Raw genomic sequence first — 19,186 nt, 5'->3', positions numbered from 1 at the left:
CGGATGGGTTCGCAACACCATAGCTTAACGACCTTCCTCACCAGCCGTAAGAATAGTATAGAACGTCTCAGTAAAATTTTCATTATTCTGTGGTGCCCCGGCAGGGGCATGGATGGCTAACGAAGACGATCGAGGAGTTGGCGGAGGGGTCCGCTGATCATTACCGGGATCCGTGGATTCGTGTCGCCGGTTATCGGCAGTTTAGTATCACGTATATCGAGAGTGTTACTTCCGCCATTTCATACCGGGAATCAACCGATAAGGAGCGTCTGACCGCCGTAAGGGCGATAACCAAGGAAGTCCGTAAATTGGAGAGGATCGAGCGTGCCCGAAATTAACGAGAGCGGCCCCGTCAAGCCGCGCAAGGACCGAAAATGCGCGACCTCCTCCTTTACTTACATAGATTCCAATCTATATATTTGTATATATCTGTAAAAAAATTAATATTGTTATTTTTATGTCCACATTACATATTATGGGAATAAATACTATAATAAAAAGTAGTTAAATTACAGTATATAGGGAATGTATCGAATGAGAAACCTTAAGAAAAGCGCAGCAACTCTTGTTGTATCTGCCATCCTCGCTTCTGTTGCCGTTGTTGGCTCTGCCAGTGCTGAGACGCCAACGGTACCTACGGCACCTAGAGTAAAAGTAAATCCAGGCACAGTCGGATCGGGAGGTATTAACCCTCTTGAAACTAGGAAGCCGATTGATAACCAGAACATCGCCTATAGAACTCAAGATAATATTAATTTTGATATTCCTGCTGGATTCGGAATGGTTAAAGTGTTTGTACATAACACAGGAGTAGCTGATATCAAGGTCACAGTTTTAAACCCCAATGGCACTGTGAAAATGAGTGGAACAGTAGTCCCGGGTGGAACTTTTAATGAGACAGGCAGCTCTGCTTGGGGAACTGGTAAGCATTCGGTTTCGCTTACATCACCTGAAGACATGTCTGGTACAGTCTCGGTAAAACTCGCCGAAACTAGCCAAGAACTATAAGGCCAATAGAAAATCCCCGAGGGATCCCTTCCCTCGGGGGATTTTTGAGGTAGAAGCTTGGTCATATAAATACCTCGACAGCTACGTTGGTACTACCCCGACTTGCAGATCAGGTAGTAGTAGCCGAATAAATATTAGAATCGTCACGTCCAGCGTCTGACGGCCAAACTGGCGCACCTGCCTTGCGCTTGTTACGTAGAGGTCGAGCCTGTGGCCATGGATTGCGCCGCCCCGGTCGGTGCAGACGCGTTCCCCAACACCCTCGATCAGCAGCCGCGTTCCAAACGGCAGCTCCTTCGGACAGGCAACGGTTACCCCAGCGCGAACGGGATTCCCAGAAGCCGTTGTCCCTCGGAGTGCATACGCCGTCACGACGTACGGTTCGGCGACGGGAGCCGCAGGCGAGGCTTCGTATTCAAACGTCTTAGATTGAGCAGCGGCATCAGTTTCCCGCGCGAAGCTGAGTCCGGTAAGGTGTACACTACGCAAGACATTCCAGGCGGACAACAATATACTTGGGTAAGTACCAAAGATGATCCGAATGGCGTGCGATCTGGCAGATATACCATTCAATATCATTCTAGCGAGGGCCAAGTACATGTGGAATATAACGGATTCGCATCTGATAACAAAGATGAAGTGAACTAATTGAATACGGCCCAGCGGCAGGGAATCCCCCTGTAGGAATACCAAAAAAGCACGGCAGGCCTCTCAGCCCCTCCCCTCCCGTGCTTCTCCTCATTCCCACCGCTTCCGCGGTCTATTCGCATAAACGGTTCAGGTAGTCCTCATCCGCACGATCAGGATAATAACTCTCCCTCTTGTCCTATCCCCATGCCCCCTACAGCCACAGCTGCAGAAGAGCCATCGTCGCCACACCCGCCACTACCGTGCCGAGCAGACTTCTCGTCAGGACCGCCACCAGGAAGGTCGGCAATGCAGCCAGCAGCTCCACATTCTCCGCGATGGGCACCATCCGGCCGTTCTCTAGGAAAATCTCCTGCGCCAGCAGGGCGGACATCACCGCCACAGGCACCTGATTCAGGAAGCGCAGCATCTTGGGCGGCAGTTCAAAGCGGCTCAGCACCATCAGAGGGAGCACCCGTGGAAGCACTGTGACCAGCGAGGTGCCGAGAATGATCCACAGCATTTCTACTCGGATGTCCACGATGACACCCCCATTCCGATCAGCGCCGCAATTAGGATGGCCGCGAGTACAGCGAAGTGTCCCGGCAGGAACGAACCGGCCGCCACGCAGACGAGGCCCGCGCTGACCGCTACGACGAGATCGACCCTCTTCTTCTGGCGGGTGCCGAACCCTAGCACGAGCAGACCGACGAACATCGCCGGCAGGGCATAGGGCAGCCCGTATCGGCCGGGATCGGGAATCCATGCGCCGGCATAAGCGCCGATCATGTTGGCCAGGATCCAATTGAGGTGGGCGGTTACGTTCAGCCCGAACATCCAGCGGGCCTTGCCCTTCATCTCCGGCGTGAGCCGGGCGGCGGCGACTCCGAAGGTCTCGTCGGTCAGCCCGGTCCCGAGAATGGCGTTCTTCCAGGGGGCATACCGGCGAAAATACGGGGCCAGCGCCGCGCTGAGCAGCAGATGCCGCAGATTCACGAAGAGCACGGTGACGATCACCGCCGTGACGGAACCGCCCGCCGCCACCATGCCCGACACGATGAACTGGGCGGAGCCCGCGTAGAGGAACGTCGAGAGGAGCAGAATCTCCGAAGGATAGAGCCCCGATGTCGTCCCGACCACGCCGCAAGCGAGCCCGATGCTCAAATACCCGAGCAGCGTCGGTACGCAGTCCTTCACCCCCTGCAGGAACATAGGCCGCGGAGCCTGTTCCGCCGTGTTCCCTTCTTGCACTACACTACCGCATTCCATTCGGCTTCCTCCCCATGCTACAATGAACCCATTAGCTGTATCGATATGTGCGCTATCCTACACGTTTGTATGTTATATTATACGACTGTGCATTATATTGCACAACCCTTAACAAGGAGGAATATTCGTGGAGCCGATTCATCTTCGGGTAGGACGCAACCTGCAGGCCATCCGCAAGCGCAAAGAACTCAGCCTCGACAAAGCCGCCGCCCTGACCGGGGTCAGCAAAGCGATGCTCGGGCAGATCGAGCGGGGAGATACGAATCCGACCGTAGGCATCCTGTGGAAAATCGCCCAAGGGCTGCAGGTGTCGTTCACCGCTTTCATGGAAGAAGAGGCCCAGGACGTGGTCGTGGTCCGGCGCAGCGATACGCAGCCCGTCACCGAGGAAGACGGCCGCTACCGCGTCTATCCCCTCTTCCCTTACCGTCCCGGCACCCCGCTGGAGGTGTTCCGCGTCGAGCTCGAATCCGGGGGCAGCCATGAGGCTGAAGCGCATCCGAAGGGACTGAAGGAGTATATCGTCGTGACCTCCGGCACGCTCCGCTTCACCGCTGCGGGCGAATCCTACGACCTCGCGGCCGGCGAAGCGCTGTGCTTCAAGGCGGACCGGCCCCATACTTACCATAATCCGGGAGAGGAAAAGGTCTGCTTCCAGAACGTGCTTTACTATGAGGTGTGATCGAGCAGGATCGGGCAGGGCCCGGTCTAATCAGGTCTAATCAGGTATAATGCCTACTCGGGACTCGGGTCTGATCGAATCTGATCCGAGGGGAGACGCTCCTGTCACGCAGGGAAACCATCCCCGGATCTCGGCAGTCATCGGGGCTTGCGGAGCACCATCGATTGATAGTGAAGCTCCCCCTTCTGCGGTACCGTACCGAACCCTTCGACATGGAACACCGGGCTTACCCGCCGGAGGATCTCCCGGTCCCCATGGAAGCTGAAGAAGCGGGGCGGTTCACACCAGTCATCTTCCCACAGTCCTTCCGATTCCCGGCCGCCATACAAGCCCAGGTAGGTCAGTCCGCCGGGCTTCAATACGCGGGACATTTCCTTCAGCACCCCTTCGAAGTCCGCCTTCGGCACATGAAGCAGGCAGTTCATCGCATATACGCCATCGAATGATCCATCCGGCAGTCCCAGCGCATAGAAATCCATGACCTCTGCCTGCAGCCCCCTCTCCCTGCAGCTGTCCACCATGGCAGCGGAGAGGTCGGTACACATCACATCCAGCCCCTGCTCCGAGAAGAAGGCAGCGTCGATCCCAGGCCCGGACCCGATCTCGAGCAATGTCCGGCAGGATGCCTCCTGTAGGCTGTGCAGAAACTCTTCCCGCTCACGCAGCTTCCAACCGGGCAGCGTCTTGGCAGTACGCCGGGCCGCATCCTTGTCATAAGACTGCGCCAGCTCTCTTTTGATTACCGCTTCTTCCATCGCAGGTCTACCCCCTCCACATCATCCATCCATTCCCAGCATATCGTACATACGTTTCTATCGGTATCCGGGGCCGCTGTCCGGCGGAACTTCGGATTGTTTGTGTATTCCAGCTTCCTGGGTAAAATAGGAGATATGCATTCATTGGACAAAAGGGGGACTCTATCATGTGGCAAGCCGCGATGTGGGGGGCGGTATCCGGCTCCGCCGTTCTGCTCGGCGCCCTGGCCGCGATTCTCTTCGACATCCCGAAGAAGATCATCGGCTATATCATGGCGTTCGGCACGGGCGTGCTGATCGGGGCGGCCGCGTACGAGCTCCTCGGGGAATCGGTAAGGGACGGCGGCTTGATGCCGACCACGGCCGGTTTCCTGATCGGCGCTGCCGTGTTCACCGGCTTCGACGTCTATATCTCCCGCAAGGGGGGCGCCAAGCGCAAGCGGTCCGGCCATGACCAAGAGGGCGGGGAAGCGGAGGCCGGCGGCAGCGGACTGGCCATCTTCGCGGGCACCGTCATGGATGCCGTGCCCGAGTCGATCATGATCGGAGCCTCCCTGCTCGAGGGCGGTTCGGTGAGCTGGCTGCTCGTGATCGCCATCTTCCTCAGCAACATACCCGAAGGGCTCTCTTCTACGGCGGGCCTGCGCAAGGGCGGCTATTCCAAACCGAAGATTCTCGTGCTCTGGGCAGCGGTCATGATCATCTCCTCCCTATGCTCGCTGGGCGGCTACGCGTTCATGGAGAACGCCTCCGAAGCGGTGCTGGCCTTCATCGCAGCCTTTGCGGGCGGCGGCATCATCGCCATGGTCGCCTCGACCATGATGCCCGAGGCTTACGAGGAAGGAGGCCCGGTCATCGGCTTCATCGCTTCGCTCGGCCTGCTCGTCTCCCTCGTGCTCGACCATCTATCGTGAGGGCCCCAGAAGAGCCGAATTCAATACAAAAAAGCGCCAACCAAGGCTGTAAGCCAGGGCGGCGCTTTGGGTCGTGCTCAGGGGAGCGGCCTCGGGACCGAAGGGGAGCAGGCCCGCTACAGGCCGGCCGCGATCCGTTCGGCGAGATACGCGGCGTCCCGGCCCGCACCGCAGAGCAGCGCGGAGCCGCGCGTGTGCTGCCATGGCAGGCCGGCATAATAGAGCCCGGCAGCCGGGGATACGCCGCGGTCATGCAGCGGCCTTCCCTGCGGGTCCAGCGCTCCGTCCACAGCGAGCCAGCTGTAATCCGGACGGAAGCCGGTCGCCCAGACGACGGACGACGGACGTTCTTCCGAGCCGTCTGCGAAGACCACCCGCTCCCCGGCCCCATCGACCGCGCCGGGCTTCCAGCGGACGCGTCCTTCCCGGACGAGCTCCCGCAGCTCCAGCCCGAAGATGGGGTCGGGGCGGCGGCGCATCGCCCGGCCGAGGATCGACTCCCGCGGGGCGGAGAGCAGCCCGAGCCGGATCATCCAACCGAACGTGCTGCGGCCAAGGAATGTCAGCGGCAGGAAGCGGACCGGGTGGCGGGAAGCCAGCAGCACAGGGCGGTCACCCGCCAGCTCTGCCGCAATCTGCGCGCCGGAGTTCCCGCTGCCGACGACCAGCGCCGGGCCCGGCGGGAGCTGGGCGGGGCTGCGATAGGAGGCCGAGTGCAGCTGCACGACAGAAGGAGACAGCTTCATGGCAAAGTCCGGGACGGAAGGCTCCCCGAAGGCGCCTGCGGCCGCGATCACACGGCGTGCCGTATATACGCCGCCGGCCGTAACCGCCTCGAAGCCGTCGCCCTGCCGCCGCAGGGTCTGTACCCTCCGGCCGCTCTCCAAGGAGAGGCCGAAGTGCTGCGCATAGTCCGCGAGATAGCCGGCCAGCTCGTCCTTCGACGGGAAGCCTTCCGGAGCCCCGGAGAGCTCCAAGCCCGGCAGGGCGCTCAAGCCGCGGGGCGTGAACAGCTTCAGCGAATCATAGCGGCTGCGCCACGATTCGCCCGGCTCTTTGCCGGCATCCAGGATCAGCGATGCTATGCCCCGCCCCGCGAGTGCCTGGGCGCAGGCGAGCCCCGCCTGCCCTCCGCCGATAATGAGAACCTCCGTATCTGTCCGCATACGCTGATCCTCCTCCCCCAGGTCATACCCTCAGCTCGCCGTGCTTGTTCACCGAGGTTTCCACCTGGATCGTCGCATGGGCGATGCCGAACCGGTCCTCGATCAGCCGGATCGCACGCTGCAGAAGCTCCTGGCCATCGCGTCCGTCTTCCATGAGCAGGTGGCAGCTCAAGGAATCGAGCCCGGAGGTAATGGTCCAAATATGCAGGTCATGCACATTAATGACCCCATCCAGCTCTTCGAGAGCGGCCTTCACCTGCCCAGGCTGACAGTTCGCGGGAGCGCCCTCCATCAGGATGTGCAGGGTGCGGCGGATCACATCCCAGGCTCCCCGGAGAATGAGCAGCGCCACGAGCACGGAGATGATGCCGTCGGCCGCATACCAGCCCGTCAGCAGCATGATCGCTCCGGCGAGGATCGCGCCGAGCGAACCGAGCGCATCGCCAAGGACGTGCAGGTAGGCGCTGCGCAGGTTCACGTTGCTTTTGACATCCCCTTGCCGCATGAGCGCCCAGGCGCTGACCAGGTTCACGCCGAGACCGATCGCAGCAATCCCCATCATGGCGCCGCTGGCTACCTCCGGCGGGTGCAGCAGCCGGCCGTAAGCTTCGTAGACGATCCAGCCCGCAATGAGAAACAGCGTCACGCCGTTGAACAGGGCGGCCAGAATCTCGAAGCGGTGGTAGCCGTAAGTCCTGCGCTCCGATGCGGGACGGGCCGCCAGCGTCACGGCGATCAGGCTGAGCAGCAGGGAAGCCGTGTCGCTGAGCATATGCCCGGAGTCCGAGAGCAGCGCAAGGCTGTTCGTCCAGAGACCGCCGGCGAACTCCAGCAGGAGGATGCCCCCTGTCAGCAGCAGGGCGAACAGCAGTCCCCGCTTGTTCCCCTCCCGGGTCGCATCGTGGCCATGATGGTGGTGATGATGCCCGAATATACCATGATGATGTCCATGATGATCGTGACCGTGGTGATCGTGTCCGTGATGATCGTGAGCATGATGATCGCGACCGTGATGACCGCCGCCGTGGTCAGGGCCATGAGGGTCATGAGAAGCCCCATGTCTGTGGCCGCAGGCGTGTTCCTTCGGCGGAACGCCTTCCTTGCCGCCCCCTTGGTCTTCCCCGCGACTTTCCTGTGCAGACTCGGCCACGGCGCCCGCGGGACTGCCCGCAACCCCTGCGTGAAGTCCGCCCTTGTCGTGAGGTCCGGGGCGGGAAGCCCCGTCCCCGTGCCGGTGACCGCCTGTCACCGCCTCTACGCATTCATGCCCGCCATCCGGAGCACCGCCGGCTCTCCCGCGTGCCACCGATTCCTCTTTACCGCTGCTGCTGCCCATCCCTTCTTCCTCCTCCCGGACGGAATACGCCATCCGTATCCAAGCCCCAAACATATGAGCATGTATTCATATGTTTAGTATGCTCCGCACTCCCTATTTTGTCAACCGCCCGCTGCGCCCAAATTCGGCAGCTGCCCACGGCATGCGCCCTGCTGCACGACTTTTGGTGTGGGCGGCTCCTGATGCCAAAAGGCCGGAGACTGCCCTCGCATCATATGCGCTGCAGCCTCCGGCAGTCCACTCCCGCCATTACTTATACAAAATATCGTCCTTGAGTGTCGCCACATGACCTACGATCGTGTCGATATCGCGGTCTCCGACCCCTGCTTCCTTAAGGGAAGCCGTAAGGTGGTTCACAATCGCATTCCAATGGACCGGCTGCAGATTCATGCCCTCGTGAGCCTTAGCCATACTCGCTCCCGTATATTGTGCCGGGCCTCCGAGCGCGAAGCTCAGAAATTTCGTCTGGTGCGTGCGCTGCTTCTCCATATCCGTGTCCTTGAAGAATCCGTTCACCGTGTCGTCGGCGAGCACCTTCTTATAGAAAATATCGACGACCGCGCCGATCGCCGCCTCCCCGCCCAATTGCTCATAGATGGATGTTGACATCTTGTATTCCTCCTCTGTTCTAATCCCGTAGTAAGCGGCATCGTCCCCTTGTTGAATCCGGTGACTTGTAGTCCTTAGTGAATACCGCGGCCCCATGGCCGGACTTCATCCCTGTATAGAATATCCAGCTGCAGGTAGTATCATCCTTCTCCTCAGAACAAATCGAGCTGCTCCAGCTGCGGAGCGAAAGGCTTCACCGGCATCCCCAGCATCGTCATCAGCCGGGCCGCATTGCCAGCCGCATGGCCGCCGGAGTTGTTGTTGAAGATGACGCATACTTCCTCTGTCGTATTCTCCAGCTCGGCCAGATTATCCTTCCACCCCTGCAGTTCCTCTTCATTGTAGTCGTAGAGGTACCGCACTTCCCGCCAGTTCGGTCCTCCGCCGCCGTTCCAGTTCGCCGCATTGCGCCCATGCATCCGCACGATGGTCAAGCGCTTGTCGGTAGGCTGAAGCACCGTCGGAACCGACCCGGCGCCCGCCTGAGGCTCGTCGCAGATGCTGTGAATCCAGCCTTCCCGCTCCATGAACGCGAGCGTCTTCTCCCGCATCTCCCCCTCGAACCAGCTCTGGTGGCGGAACTCGAGCGCGAGCGGCAATCCCTCCATCCGCTCACGGGTCATCCGCAGCTCGTCCACGTGTGCCTTCTTGCAGTCGAACCAAGGCGGATACTGGAAGAGCACCGCCTTCAGCTTCCCTGCCTCCCCCACCGGCTCGATCGACTCCCGGAAGGCACGGAACATCGTCTCCTCATCGGGAAACGGGCTTCGCCCTCTCTGGTGCCCCGTCATCCCCTGATACGCCTTCACGACGAATCCGAAGTCCCGAGGCGTATCCGCCGCCCAGCGCTCATAATTCGCCTTGGACTGTATCGCATAGAACGAGCTGTCGACTTCCACGACGCCAAAATAAGTTCCATACCCCTTCAGCTTATTCCTGGCCGCCGTGCCTTTCTCATACAGCCGGTCGTGGTCGCCCCAACCGGCAAGACCGATTCGGATCATGCTCGTCACCTCCACCGTGTGGTCCATCTCCCCGGCAGCAGCCCGGACGAATCCGTGGACTGCCGCCGGAATAAGCCGCTGCACCTATTTACCCCGCTCCATCCCCGGTTGACTACTCGGTCTGCCCGAAAACTTGGGCTCCGGAAGCCCGCGTACATCGGTCAAGGGTACGGAGGGGCCGGAGATGAGGACCCCGAGCCGGGGCTTCAGGCCCCCTCCGGACCGCCTCCTCTGCCGCTGCCGGTTCGGTGCGCCAGCCGGGCCAGCACGCGCTCCACCGCCTCCTCCGCCATCAGCTTGACCGCTTCCCCGCCGCGCCGCTCCTTGTACTCGACGATGCCTCCGGCGGCATCCCGCCCGGCCACGATGCGCACCGGCACGCCGATCAGGTCGGCATCCTTGAACTTCACGCCGGGGCGCTCGGTCCGGTCGTCGAGCAGCACGTCGAGCCCCAGGCTCCGCAGCCGGCCGTACAGCCCCTGCGCCAGCCCGGCGGCTTCTCCCTCCGCCGCCAGCGGGATCAGATGCACGTCGAACGGAGCCAGCGTGTCAGGCCACAAGATCCCCTGTTCGTCGTGGCTCTGCTCGACAACGGCGGCGAGCACGCGCGACACCCCAATGCCGTAGCAGCCCATGATCATCGGGCGCTCCGTCCCGCCCTCGTCCGTGAAGACAGCGCCGAGCTTCGCGCTGTATTTGGTGCCGAGCTTGAACACATGGCCCACCTCGATCCCCCGGTGGTGCTCCAGCTCTGCGCCGCAGCGCGGACAGGCATCCTCCGCACACACATTGCGGTAATCGCCCACACGCTCCAGCGGAAAATCCCTGCCCGGCTGCACGTGCCGCAGATGCCAGCCGTCCTCGTTCGCGCCTGCGATGCCTTCCGCCAGGGCCGCCGCTTCCCGGTCGACGAGCACCGGCACGCGCAGACCCGCCGGCCCCGCGAAGCCCACCGGAGCGCCGGTGATACGCTGCGTCGTCTCGGCATCCGCCAGCTCCAGCACCTCCGCGCCGAGCGCCGCACGGACCTTCGCCTCGTTCACTTCGTGCCTGCCGCGCACCACCACGGCGACAGGCTGGCCGTCCGCCAAGCAGATCAGCGTCTTCAGCAGGAGGTCCGCTTCCGGCCCGAGCCGCTCTGTCAGCTCGGCGATGGTCCGCAGCCCCGGCGTATGCCACCGCTCTGCCGCCGGCACAGCCTTCTCCGTAGCTGCTGGCGCTTGCCAAGCCGCTTCCGCCTTCTCCAGGTTGGCGGCGTAGTCACAGGCCGTGCAGCTCACGACGGTATCTTCGCCGATCCCCGCCAGCGCCATGAATTCATGGGTGCCCCCTTCGCCCCCGATCGACCCCGAATCGGCTTCGACCGCCCGGTAGCGCAGGCCGCATCCGGCCAGAATCCGGTGATATGCCGCCTCCATCCTCCGGTAGCTCTGCGCCAGCCCCTCTTCGTCCCTATCGAAGGAATAAGCATCCTTCATCAGGAACTCCCGGCCCCGCAGCAGACCGAAGCGGGGCCGCCGCTCGTCGCGGAACTTCGTCTGGATCTGGAAGAGGGTGACCGGCAGCTTGCGGTACGTGCCGATCTCATCTCGCACCAGCGACGTAATGACTTCCTCGTGGGTCGGCCCGAGGGCGAATTCCCGCCCGTGCCGGTCTGTCAGCCGGATCAGCTCCGGCCCATAGACTTCGTACCGCCCCGAGGCCTGCCACAGCTCTGCCGGCTGCATGGCAGGCAGCAATACTTCCTGGGCTCCCGCCTCCTCCATCTCCCGGCGGATCAGCTCCTCCACTTTGCGCAGCACCTTCCGGCCGAGCGGCAGGTACGTGTAGACTCCCGAGGCCAACGGCCGGATCATGCCCGCGCGCAGGAGCAGCCGGTGGCTCGCCGCCTCCGCTTCGGCCGGCACCTCCCGCAGGGTAGGCAGGAACAGTGAGCTTTGCTTCATGACAACTCCTCCTTAGAACCTTCTCGGTGTATAACAAAAAGCACGCCTCGTCAAGGGACGAATGCGTGCCGTGGTACCACCCTTATTGTGACGCGCCTGCCCGATTGCGGATTCCCGGGGGCGGTGCGCCTTCTCTTCCCTGATAACGGGAGGTCCCGGCTGCAGATAGTCGAGAGGAGTCCCCCTTCTTTCCCCGCAGCAGCTTCCAAGGCGGGAGACGATGCGGGATCCGGAGGCGCTTCGCAGCAGGGCGCCCTCTCTGAACCGGCAGCAGCCGCAGGTCTATGACCTTGGTCGAATGCTTTTTGGCCTATTCGCGCAAAATGATTAAAATCGAGTCTACACCACTTTTTTCCATTTGGCAAGCGTCCTGCAGGCGGGGTTCCGCGGGGCCCTTCCACGATTTTCCGGTCCCTGCCGTTAAGCCGCTCTCCGCCCGCTCCCCGGGAGCCTGCCCCCCTCCGCAGCCGTATCTTTGCATCCTCCTCCGCCCCTGCCGCGTAGTATGGAGGACTAGAACCAATGAAGGAGTGAAGCGTCATGACCACACCCGAGAAAGAAACGGCGGCCCGCGGGGCCGAGACGGTACAGGATCTGCAGAACGCGCTGCGGGAGATCGAGGCCTGGGAGAAGGACCAGGGAGACCTGTGGTTCTGGGAGAAGATCGGCCGCCTCCCCTTCCAACTCCTCGACCGGCTCACGCCGAAGTTCATCCAGGACAAGATCGGACTGGCCATGGATGAGGTCGGCAGCTTCGTGCAGACCGGCGGCCGCTATCTCCTCTCCGAGCGCGGGATTCTGCAGCGGCTTGAGGAGGAGCAGCGCCGGGCAGGAGGGCCGTCCTCCGGGGCCCCGCTGACGATGGAAGGGGCTGCCTCCTTGCCGCTGGCCGTGATGGACCGGGCGGCGGCCGAGCTGGCGAAGAGCCGGGTGACCTTGGCCACGGCCCAGGGAGCGACGACCGGATTCGGCGGCATCTTCACGCTCGCCATCGATATCCCCGCCCTGCTCGGCTTATCGCTGAAGGTGCTGCAGGAGCTCGCCATCGTGTACGGATTCGACCCCAAGGACAAAGGGGAGCGCATCTTCGTCATCAAGTGCCTGCAGTTCGTGAACTCCGATATCGTCGGCAAGAAGGCGGTGCTGGGCGAGATCGCCGACTTCGGCAGCGAGAACCGGCAGCGCGAGGCCCTCTCCCAGCTGCAAGGCTGGCGCGAGGTGATCGCCGCCTACCGGGACAACTTCGGCTGGAAGAAGCTGTTCCAGATGGTGCCGGTGGCCGGTATGGTCTTCGGCGCCTTCCTCAACCGCAGCACCCTGCAGGACGTAGTGGAAGCAGGAACGATGCTGTACCGCAAACGCCGGGTGCTGGAGCGGATGCGCGAGCTCGAGGAGGCGGCCGGGACCCGGTAACGGCAGGCGGGCATCCCCGGCTGCCGCCGGTTACGGACGGACGGCTTGACGGTGGGGACGGGCTTGCCCGTCAAACCGTCGGGACGCGGAAGGCGCAGCGCGGGCAGGAAAGCCGATGCACTACATGAAGAGAGGGGAGAGCAGCCCATGGCCGCCCGCCCCTCTTCTTCGCGCTCCAACTTCCTAGGATTCCGTCCCTTGCGCCCCGGCTCCCCCGCGCTCCTGCAGCCACTCCAGGAAGAGGACGTAATCCTCTTCCACCTGGTAGGCATACGCGATCGCCCACTGGGCGATGTAGTCGCAGAACGCGGCTTTATCGCCGCCGATCGCCCGGTCGATCTCGTCTTCGCTGTGATAGCCCATCAGGCCGTGGTCCATGTCCGCATCCGCCCTGGCGTGCAGCTTGGCCGTGATCCGGCCCATCGTCTGCAGCACTTCGTGCAGCTCGTCCGCCCCTTCCAGGCGGTCGGTCTTCAGCCGCTTTTTGTACGGGGACCTCTCCCGCACATAGAAGTCGCGGCCGTCCAGCGTCAAGTATCCGAGATACGGGTCGGCCTCATGGTGCATGGCCTGCTGGGTCAGGATCACCCGCTTGCCCTGGTGGCCCATGTTCTTCCAGAACGCTTCGTTATGCTTCACGAAATACGCGGGCACCGGCGTGCGCACTTCCTTGACCTCCAGCACGATATCGTCGAGCGCCCCCTCGCCGCCTTCCCCTTCGATCAGCACATAGAACCGGTCCAGGCCGATCGAGGCCGTTCCCGAGCCGTGCTTCACCGCGAGGTCCTTGATCCGGTAATAGCCCTCGGGCTGGATGCCCTTCGCCTGCAGCGTCTGCAGGTAGTGGGGCCAAGCAGCTTCCAGCGCTTCCCTCTCCTCGGGAGTCGGCGGCAGAATCTCCTCCGACTTCGTGAACTTGCGGGTATCCCTCGTCAGCGTCGTGACCCCTTCGAGGAAGTGGGAAGCGAGCCGCTTCTCCGTCTTCTTGAGCAGGCGCCGGATCGCCCCCTTCGTCCCTTCCTTGTCGAACACGAGCGTCCGCGGATCGTCCTTGCGGTTCACGAACCGGCGGATCTGTTTGCAGTAAGCGGTCAGATAGCTTGCGACCGCCTCCTTCTGTCCCTCCGGGTCTGTCTGCAGCGTACGGCAGACCAGCGCCACGCTCACCGACATCCGGAGCAGGTCGTAGAGATAAGAGCCGAGGCATCCTTCGTCAAAATCGTTCACATCATACACCATCCGCCCGTTCTCGCTGCGGAAAGCGCCGAAGTTCTCAAAATGCAAATCACCCTGGATCCACGTCGGACGCTCGGGGTCGCTGTGATACGGGAACCATTCCCGCGATACGTCAAAATAAAATAAATAGGCGCTTCCGCGGTAAAAGGAAAACGGGCTGCCTGCCATCTTGGCATATTTCTGGCGCCGCTTGCTCTCCTCCAGCCCCATCAGACTCCCGTCGAATTCATTCAAGACGCTGCTCAGCATCTCTTTGCGCAGTCTCCGCTGTGTCTGCTGGACGCGTTCGGTCAATCGCTCGCTGTTCATACGCTCTCAGTCTCCTCCCATCCGGAGGGTCTCCCGGCTTCCTTCGGCCCTGCATGACGCCGGGCCGTCCCTGATGTTTTCCCCCATCGTAGCCTACCCCCGAGAGCCCTGTCAACGATGAGCGGGAGGCTGCCGTTTTTTATGCGCAAAATCCGGGGGAGCGTTTCAACCGGGGCGGCAGCGGGTAATAATGCGTTACCGTCCAGCCGGCCGCCGGCCTGTTCTGCCACAGCAGAACTTCATGTCCATGCCACTGCCGCATCGATGGCTAGTACGCTGAAGCTTATGCAGCCCGCCGGTGCTGCGGGGAGTCTGCATGCCGCCGCCCTATTGCGCAGCGAGCTCCGTATCTTGTCCCGTTCTCTCCGGGTTGAGCGGGATGGCCGTTATCCTCCCACTTCTCCGCAGGTGAATTCACCGCCGCGCCGGTATCACCCGCAAGCGTATTCCCGCGCGATACATCTCCTGCATTCCCTTCTCCCCCTCTTCTTACTATGTTCCGAGGAACAATCATTTGACTTGGCTGCAGGGCATATGGTAACTTACTAACAAATATTGGTTTGAAAACGCTTTTATTATGAGTTTTTATTCTTTTATTTCTGACCAAGGTGGTGCACGCGATGGAAACTCTACTGTTATTCTTGGCCTTCCTAACGGTTCTTGGCTTCCTGTACCGCCGCAATGCCGGGTGGAAGACGGTATCCAGCGGCATCGGGCCCGAAGCCCGCAAGCTCGAAGCCCACTACCGGTATCTGAGGTCCAAGGATATCCGGTGCCGGCTCAAGGCCAATGCCGATTCTCATCTCGGCACGATCCAGACCGCAGCGGCCGCCATTGATCCGCATAACAACGAACACATCCAGCTCGATGTCCATGCCCAGGATGTCGGCAAGGCCTCCCAGCTGCTCGGCAGGCTGGAGAAGGATGAGCCGGAAGCCCGGTAAGGCTGCGGATATCCATATCCATGGAACCCCAAGCGCCCCCAGATCTGGACGATGTCCGGGCCTGGGGGCGCTTGTTTTGTATAGCAAGGCACGTTTGTTACGGCGTCAGTTCGCGGAAAAACTGGTTGTAGAAAGTATACGGGCTCGCAGCATACCGGAAGCCGAGCGAGAAGCCCGAAGCCTCGATCGTAATGGACTTCAGCGCCCGGGTCGTGACCTTGCTGCGGATCAGCCGGTTCAGCAGAGCCGCATTCCCCGAACGGACCGCCGCCACGATCAGACGGGCGAACGGTTTATTGCGCACGATCTCCCGGTACAGGGGCACCAAGACGCGCGCGATGGACCGGTGCACCCCCGTATGGAAATAAAACTGGGTCGTTCCCGGCCGCAGCGATGTTCCGTTCGTATACTGGATGACGGGGCGGGGCGCCCGAAAATCGATGAAATAGCCGATCCCGTTGGTCGAGATCGACAGGACGCGGGGCAGGGACAGCCTCACCTCGCGCAGCAGCCGCTCGATGACCCCCAGGTCCGCATTGCGCACAGCCTTCGTCCAGGCGGCCGCATAAGCCCGGTTCACGGCAATGCGGTGATAGAACGGGAGCATCGCCCCCGCGACCTTCTGCAGCACGGCTGTCGTAATGTACCGTCCCGTTGTGTTGTTTGCCTTCATGGCAGCGATCCCTCTCCTTTTCTCCATCCTATGTGGAAGGACGGGCAAAGGTGTGGGGGCCGTCCAAGACGGGCGGGGCGCCTGACTATGCAAGCAGCCTTGCCATTTTCATAGATTCGTGCGGAAAGCCATTATATTTGCGGCTTTTTTTGTGTATTATAGAGAGATATCGCAAGCCAGTTGGCAGTTATTTCTACACGTTATTCCTTGAGGAGAGGTTGATCGACATGGAAACAGCAAAACCGGCCGCGCCGGCATCATCCACCAATTTTATCAAAACCATCGTCACCGAAGACCTCAAATCGGGCAAAGTCCAAGAGGTCGTCACCCGGTTCCCTCCGGAGCCGAACGGGTATTTGCATATTGGCCACGCCAAGTCGATCTGTCTCAACTTCGAGATCGCCGATGAATTCGGCGGCCGGACGCACCTGCGCTTCGACGACACGAATCCGGTCAAGGAAGACACGGAATTCGTCGAATCGATCAAGCAGGATGTCGCCTGGCTCGGCTTCGACTGGGAACGGCTCACTTTCGCCTCCGACTTCTTCGGAGAGATGTACGACCGTGCCGTCCTGCTCATCCGCAAGGGACTCGCCTTCGTCGACGACCAGACCGCCGAGCAGATCCGCGAGAGCCGCGGCACGCTGACGGAACCGGGCCAAGAGAGCCCGTACCGCACCCGCAGCATCGAAGAGAACCTCGACTTGTTCGCTCGCATGCGCGCCGGCGAGTTCGGGAACGGCGAGAAGGTGCTCCGGGCCAAGATCGACATGGCCTCGCCGAACATCAACTTGCGCGACCCGGTCATCTACCGCATATCCCATGCGCATCATCATAATACGGGAGACGCCTGGTGCATCTACCCGATGTACGCGTTCGCCCATCCGCTCGAGGATGCCATCGAGGGCGTGACGCATTCGATCTGTACGCTCGAGTTCGCCGACCAGCGCCCGTTGTACGACTGGGTCGTGCGCGAGTGCGAGATGGAATGCATCCCGCATCAATACGAATTCGGGCGGCTGAACCTGACCAATACCGTCATGAGCAAAAGAAAGCTGAAGCTCCTCGTGGACGAGAACGTCGTCGACGGCTGGGACGACCCGCGCATGCCGACCATCTCCGGCCTGCGGCGCAAAGGCTATACGCCGGAAGCGATCCGCGAGTTCTGCCGCGAGATCGGCGTGGTCAAGAGCAACAACAGCGTCGTAGACGACAAGCTGCTGGAGCATTTTATCAGGGAAGACCTCAAGCTGAAGTCCCCGCGCACGATGGCTGTCCTGCAGCCGCTCAAGGTCGTGATTACGAACTATCCGGAAGGACAGATCGAGCATCTCGAAGCGGAGAACAACACCGAGAACGAAGCGATGGGCTCGCGCCAAATTCCGTTCTCGCGGGAGATCTACATCGAGCAGGACGACTTCATGGAAGAGCCGGTCAAGGGCTACCACCGTCTGTTCCCCGGCAATGAAGTGCGCCTGAAGCACGCCTACTTCATCAAGTGCGAGAATTTCGTGAAAGATGCGGACGGCAACGTCACGGAGCTGCACTGCACCTACGATCCCGAGACGAAGAGCGGCACCGGCTTCACCGGCCGCAAGGTCAAGGGAACGATCCACTGGATCGAAGCGACACAGGCCCGCCCGGCGGAGTTCCGCCTCTACGAGCCGCTCATCCTCGAAGATGAAACCGAAGAAGGCGAGACCTTCCTCGACCATATTAACCCGAAGTCGCTGGAGAAGCTGCAGGGCTTTGTGGAGAACAACATGAAGGAAGCGAAGGCGCAGGACAAATTCCAGTTCTTCCGCCACGGCTACTTTAATGTGGATTCCAAGGATACGACCGAAGCGAAGCTCGTCTTCAACCGGATCGTGTCGCTGAAGAGCTCGTTCGACGCCAAGAAGTAAAACAAGAAAACAGCCCCATTTCGTATTCCTTACGAAATGGGGCTGTTGGGGCTGATCTGCGGCGGCTGGGCTGCCGCAGGGCAAGCGGGAGCGCTTCGGCCTCCGTACCGCGGCTGCGGAGCCGGCCGGACGCCCACGGACCTGCGGCTGCGCCCTATCGGCCCGCCGGCAGGAACGGCGCGTCCAGCGCACCGGACGGACCCGGCTGCCCGCCTGCCGGGTCCGGGAACGCCGCGGCTGAAGCCCCTGCCGCCGCCTGCAAGACAGCTGCTGACGGCAGCTCCGCCTGCTGTTCAACATGGATCCGCCGCTCCCGCTCTTCCTGCAGCAGCCGGATCTCCTGCGCCAGCTTCTCCCCGGACGCCGCCCAAGGAGCTGCCGCTGTCCCGCTCCCCGAGCCGGCTTCCTCCTCCAGAGCGGCCGCCGCCTCTAGAAGCGACTGCCGCAGCCCGGCGGCGCCTTCGCCCAGGCCGCCCAGACCGATCGTGCAGCTCAGGCCCAGCTGTCCCTTCAGGAAGCCCGCCAGGCCTTCGGCCCACGGCCTGCAGCTCTCGCCGAAGTCCGGCGCCTCCGCCTGCGGATGCGCGCCGAGCCGCAGTACGGCCAGCCAGCGGCCGACGAGCGGGCCCACCACCGCGAACTCGCCGTCCGCCTTAGCCCGGCTGCGTACCGCCTCGTACAGCTGCCCCGCGCCCATACCCGGTGGCAGCTCCGGAGCGCCTCCCGCTTCGGGGAGGAGGATCACCGCGGCGCGGCCGTAGATGGGGCCGAGCCCGAGGCCGGTGAATAGCGTCCCTAGGCCTGCTAGCACCGCCCCCTCTTCCCCAGCGGCTTCCTGCTGCATCAGGGTCAGCACGATTTGCTGTTCGGCCAGCGGCATGAACTCCATCGTCTTCTCCGCCAGCCGCAGCTCCGCCGCCCTTGCCCGGCGCTCGGTCTCAAGCTCCGCCGCAAGCGCTCCGAGCAGAGCCGCGGCCTCCTCCGGGAGCAGCGGCCCCGGCACTGCTCCGCTCCAGGCGGCTTCCGTCATCCCCTCAGATCCGGCATCGGCGCCTCCCGTCTGTACCGCCACGATCTTCGCCTGCGGCTGCCGGGACTTCCACAGCCCCACTTCCTCCGCCGCCCCTTCGCCGGCGGCAGCGACCTCCAGCACGAGGAGATCCGGCCGCACCTCGGCCGCCTTCTTCCAGTCCGCTTCGCCTTCGTCTGTGAATACGGCTTCCAACGGATGCGGACGCATCCGGCCGAGGAGCTGTACGAAGCGCTCCGGGTCCGCGACCGCTCCGCCTACCACGAGTATCCGGTACATGGTTCCTGCCCCCTTTGATCGATCCATCGGATCCTGCAGTGTGTGCTTCGATTCCTCCTTCTTATTACCCTTGCGCATGCCG

Annotated in this window: 18 protein-coding genes; 6 read left to right on the top strand and 12 right to left on the bottom strand. The window is 61.9% G+C overall.

Annotated elements, in window-relative coordinates; translation table 11 throughout:
- Window positions 1–534 precede the first annotated feature (534 nt).
- A complete protein-coding gene (locus tag O9H32_RS22105; RefSeq protein ID WP_269868295.1) occupies window positions 535–1,008 on the top strand; it encodes a hypothetical protein in 474 nt (157 codons plus the stop codon).
- 81 nt (window positions 1,009–1,089) lie between these two features.
- Here the strand turns inward: O9H32_RS22105 and O9H32_RS32935 are convergent, their stop codons facing one another.
- The 3 genes from O9H32_RS32935 to O9H32_RS22095 form a co-directional block, all read right to left on the bottom strand.
- Window positions 1,090–1,587, bottom strand: coding sequence for a 3D domain-containing protein (locus tag O9H32_RS32935; RefSeq protein WP_406627365.1), 498 nt, complete (start codon window positions 1,585–1,587; stop codon window positions 1,090–1,092).
- Window positions 1,588–1,849: 262 nt separating this feature from the next.
- On the bottom strand, window positions 1,850–2,176 hold the full coding sequence (locus tag O9H32_RS22100) for an AzlD domain-containing protein (protein ID WP_269868294.1): 327 nt from the start codon (window positions 2,174–2,176) through the stop codon (window positions 1,850–1,852).
- Window positions 2,161–2,904 carry an AzlC family ABC transporter permease gene (locus tag O9H32_RS22095; RefSeq protein ID WP_269868293.1) on the bottom strand — a complete coding sequence of 248 codons (744 nt, stop codon included), beginning with the start codon at window positions 2,902–2,904 and terminating at the stop codon, window positions 2,161–2,163. The genes O9H32_RS22100 and O9H32_RS22095 overlap by 16 nt, the downstream gene beginning before the upstream one ends.
- A gap of 127 nt (window positions 2,905–3,031) precedes the next feature.
- Between O9H32_RS22095 and O9H32_RS22090 the strand changes: the two genes are divergently transcribed.
- Entirely contained in the window at window positions 3,032–3,586 is a 555-nt protein-coding gene (locus tag O9H32_RS22090) for a helix-turn-helix domain-containing protein (RefSeq protein ID WP_269868292.1), read from the top strand.
- A gap of 137 nt (window positions 3,587–3,723) precedes the next feature.
- On the opposite strand, the gene O9H32_RS22085 is transcribed toward O9H32_RS22090, so the two are convergent.
- Window positions 3,724–4,341, bottom strand: coding sequence for a class I SAM-dependent methyltransferase (locus O9H32_RS22085; RefSeq protein ID WP_269868291.1), 618 nt, complete (start codon window positions 4,339–4,341; stop codon window positions 3,724–3,726).
- A gap of 167 nt (window positions 4,342–4,508) precedes the next feature.
- On the opposite strand from O9H32_RS22085, the gene O9H32_RS22080 reads away from it, so the two are divergent.
- Window positions 4,509–5,255 (top strand): ZIP family metal transporter, encoded by a 747-nt coding sequence (locus O9H32_RS22080; RefSeq protein WP_269868290.1) that lies wholly within the window; start codon window positions 4,509–4,511, stop codon window positions 5,253–5,255.
- Window positions 5,256–5,371: 116 nt separating this feature from the next.
- Here O9H32_RS22080 and O9H32_RS22075 read toward each other — a convergent pair whose 3' ends face one another.
- From O9H32_RS22075 to O9H32_RS22055, 5 genes are all read right to left on the bottom strand, one after another.
- Entirely contained in the window at window positions 5,372–6,421 is a 1,050-nt protein-coding gene (locus O9H32_RS22075; protein WP_269868289.1) for a flavin-containing monooxygenase, read from the bottom strand.
- Window positions 6,422–6,443: 22 nt separating this feature from the next.
- A complete protein-coding gene (locus O9H32_RS22070; RefSeq protein ID WP_269868303.1) occupies window positions 6,444–7,355 on the bottom strand; it encodes a cation diffusion facilitator family transporter in 912 nt (303 codons plus the stop codon).
- A 651-nt stretch (window positions 7,356–8,006) separates the two neighbouring features.
- Complete coding sequence (locus O9H32_RS22065) at window positions 8,007–8,366, bottom strand: group I truncated hemoglobin (RefSeq protein WP_269868288.1); 360 nt, start codon at window positions 8,364–8,366, stop codon at window positions 8,007–8,009.
- Window positions 8,367–8,518: 152 nt separating this feature from the next.
- A complete protein-coding gene (locus O9H32_RS22060) occupies window positions 8,519–9,370 on the bottom strand; it encodes a DUF72 domain-containing protein (RefSeq protein ID WP_269868302.1) in 852 nt (283 codons plus the stop codon).
- 206 nt (window positions 9,371–9,576) lie between these two features.
- Window positions 9,577–11,316: a proline--tRNA ligase gene (locus O9H32_RS22055; RefSeq protein ID WP_269868287.1), complete on the bottom strand. Its 1,740-nt coding sequence runs from the start codon at window positions 11,314–11,316 to the stop codon at window positions 9,577–9,579.
- A gap of 540 nt (window positions 11,317–11,856) precedes the next feature.
- Between O9H32_RS22055 and O9H32_RS22050 the strand changes: the two genes are divergently transcribed.
- Window positions 11,857–12,729 carry an EcsC family protein gene (locus O9H32_RS22050; RefSeq protein ID WP_269868286.1) on the top strand — a complete coding sequence of 291 codons (873 nt, stop codon included), beginning with the start codon at window positions 11,857–11,859 and terminating at the stop codon, window positions 12,727–12,729.
- Between the two features lie 183 nt (window positions 12,730–12,912).
- On the opposite strand, the gene O9H32_RS22045 is transcribed toward O9H32_RS22050, so the two are convergent.
- Window positions 12,913–14,274: a DUF2252 domain-containing protein gene (locus O9H32_RS22045; RefSeq protein ID WP_269868285.1), complete on the bottom strand. Its 1,362-nt coding sequence runs from the start codon at window positions 14,272–14,274 to the stop codon at window positions 12,913–12,915.
- Window positions 14,275–14,894: 620 nt separating this feature from the next.
- Here O9H32_RS22045 and O9H32_RS22040 point away from each other — a divergent pair.
- On the top strand, window positions 14,895–15,218 hold the full coding sequence (locus O9H32_RS22040; RefSeq protein ID WP_269868284.1) for a hypothetical protein: 324 nt from the start codon (window positions 14,895–14,897) through the stop codon (window positions 15,216–15,218).
- Window positions 15,219–15,315: 97 nt separating this feature from the next.
- On the opposite strand, the gene O9H32_RS22035 is transcribed toward O9H32_RS22040, so the two are convergent.
- Complete coding sequence (locus O9H32_RS22035; RefSeq protein WP_269868283.1) at window positions 15,316–15,891, bottom strand: hypothetical protein; 576 nt, start codon at window positions 15,889–15,891, stop codon at window positions 15,316–15,318.
- A gap of 227 nt (window positions 15,892–16,118) precedes the next feature.
- On the opposite strand from O9H32_RS22035, the gene O9H32_RS22030 reads away from it, so the two are divergent.
- Window positions 16,119–17,795, top strand: coding sequence for a glutamine--tRNA ligase/YqeY domain fusion protein (locus O9H32_RS22030; RefSeq protein WP_269868282.1), 1,677 nt, complete (start codon window positions 16,119–16,121; stop codon window positions 17,793–17,795).
- 154 nt (window positions 17,796–17,949) lie between these two features.
- On the opposite strand, the gene O9H32_RS22025 is transcribed toward O9H32_RS22030, so the two are convergent.
- Window positions 17,950–19,131, bottom strand: a complete 1,182-nt coding sequence (locus tag O9H32_RS22025; RefSeq protein ID WP_269868281.1) for a hypothetical protein — start codon at window positions 19,129–19,131, stop codon at window positions 17,950–17,952.
- Window positions 19,132–19,186 lie beyond the last annotated feature (55 nt).

The organism is Paenibacillus caseinilyticus (assembly GCF_027533645.1).
In the GTDB taxonomy this organism is placed as follows: domain Bacteria; phylum Bacillota; class Bacilli; order Paenibacillales; family NBRC-103111; genus Paenibacillus_G; species Paenibacillus_G caseinilyticus.
Note: the sequence above shows the minus strand (reverse complement) of the source record. Positions and strands in the feature narration are given on the sequence as shown.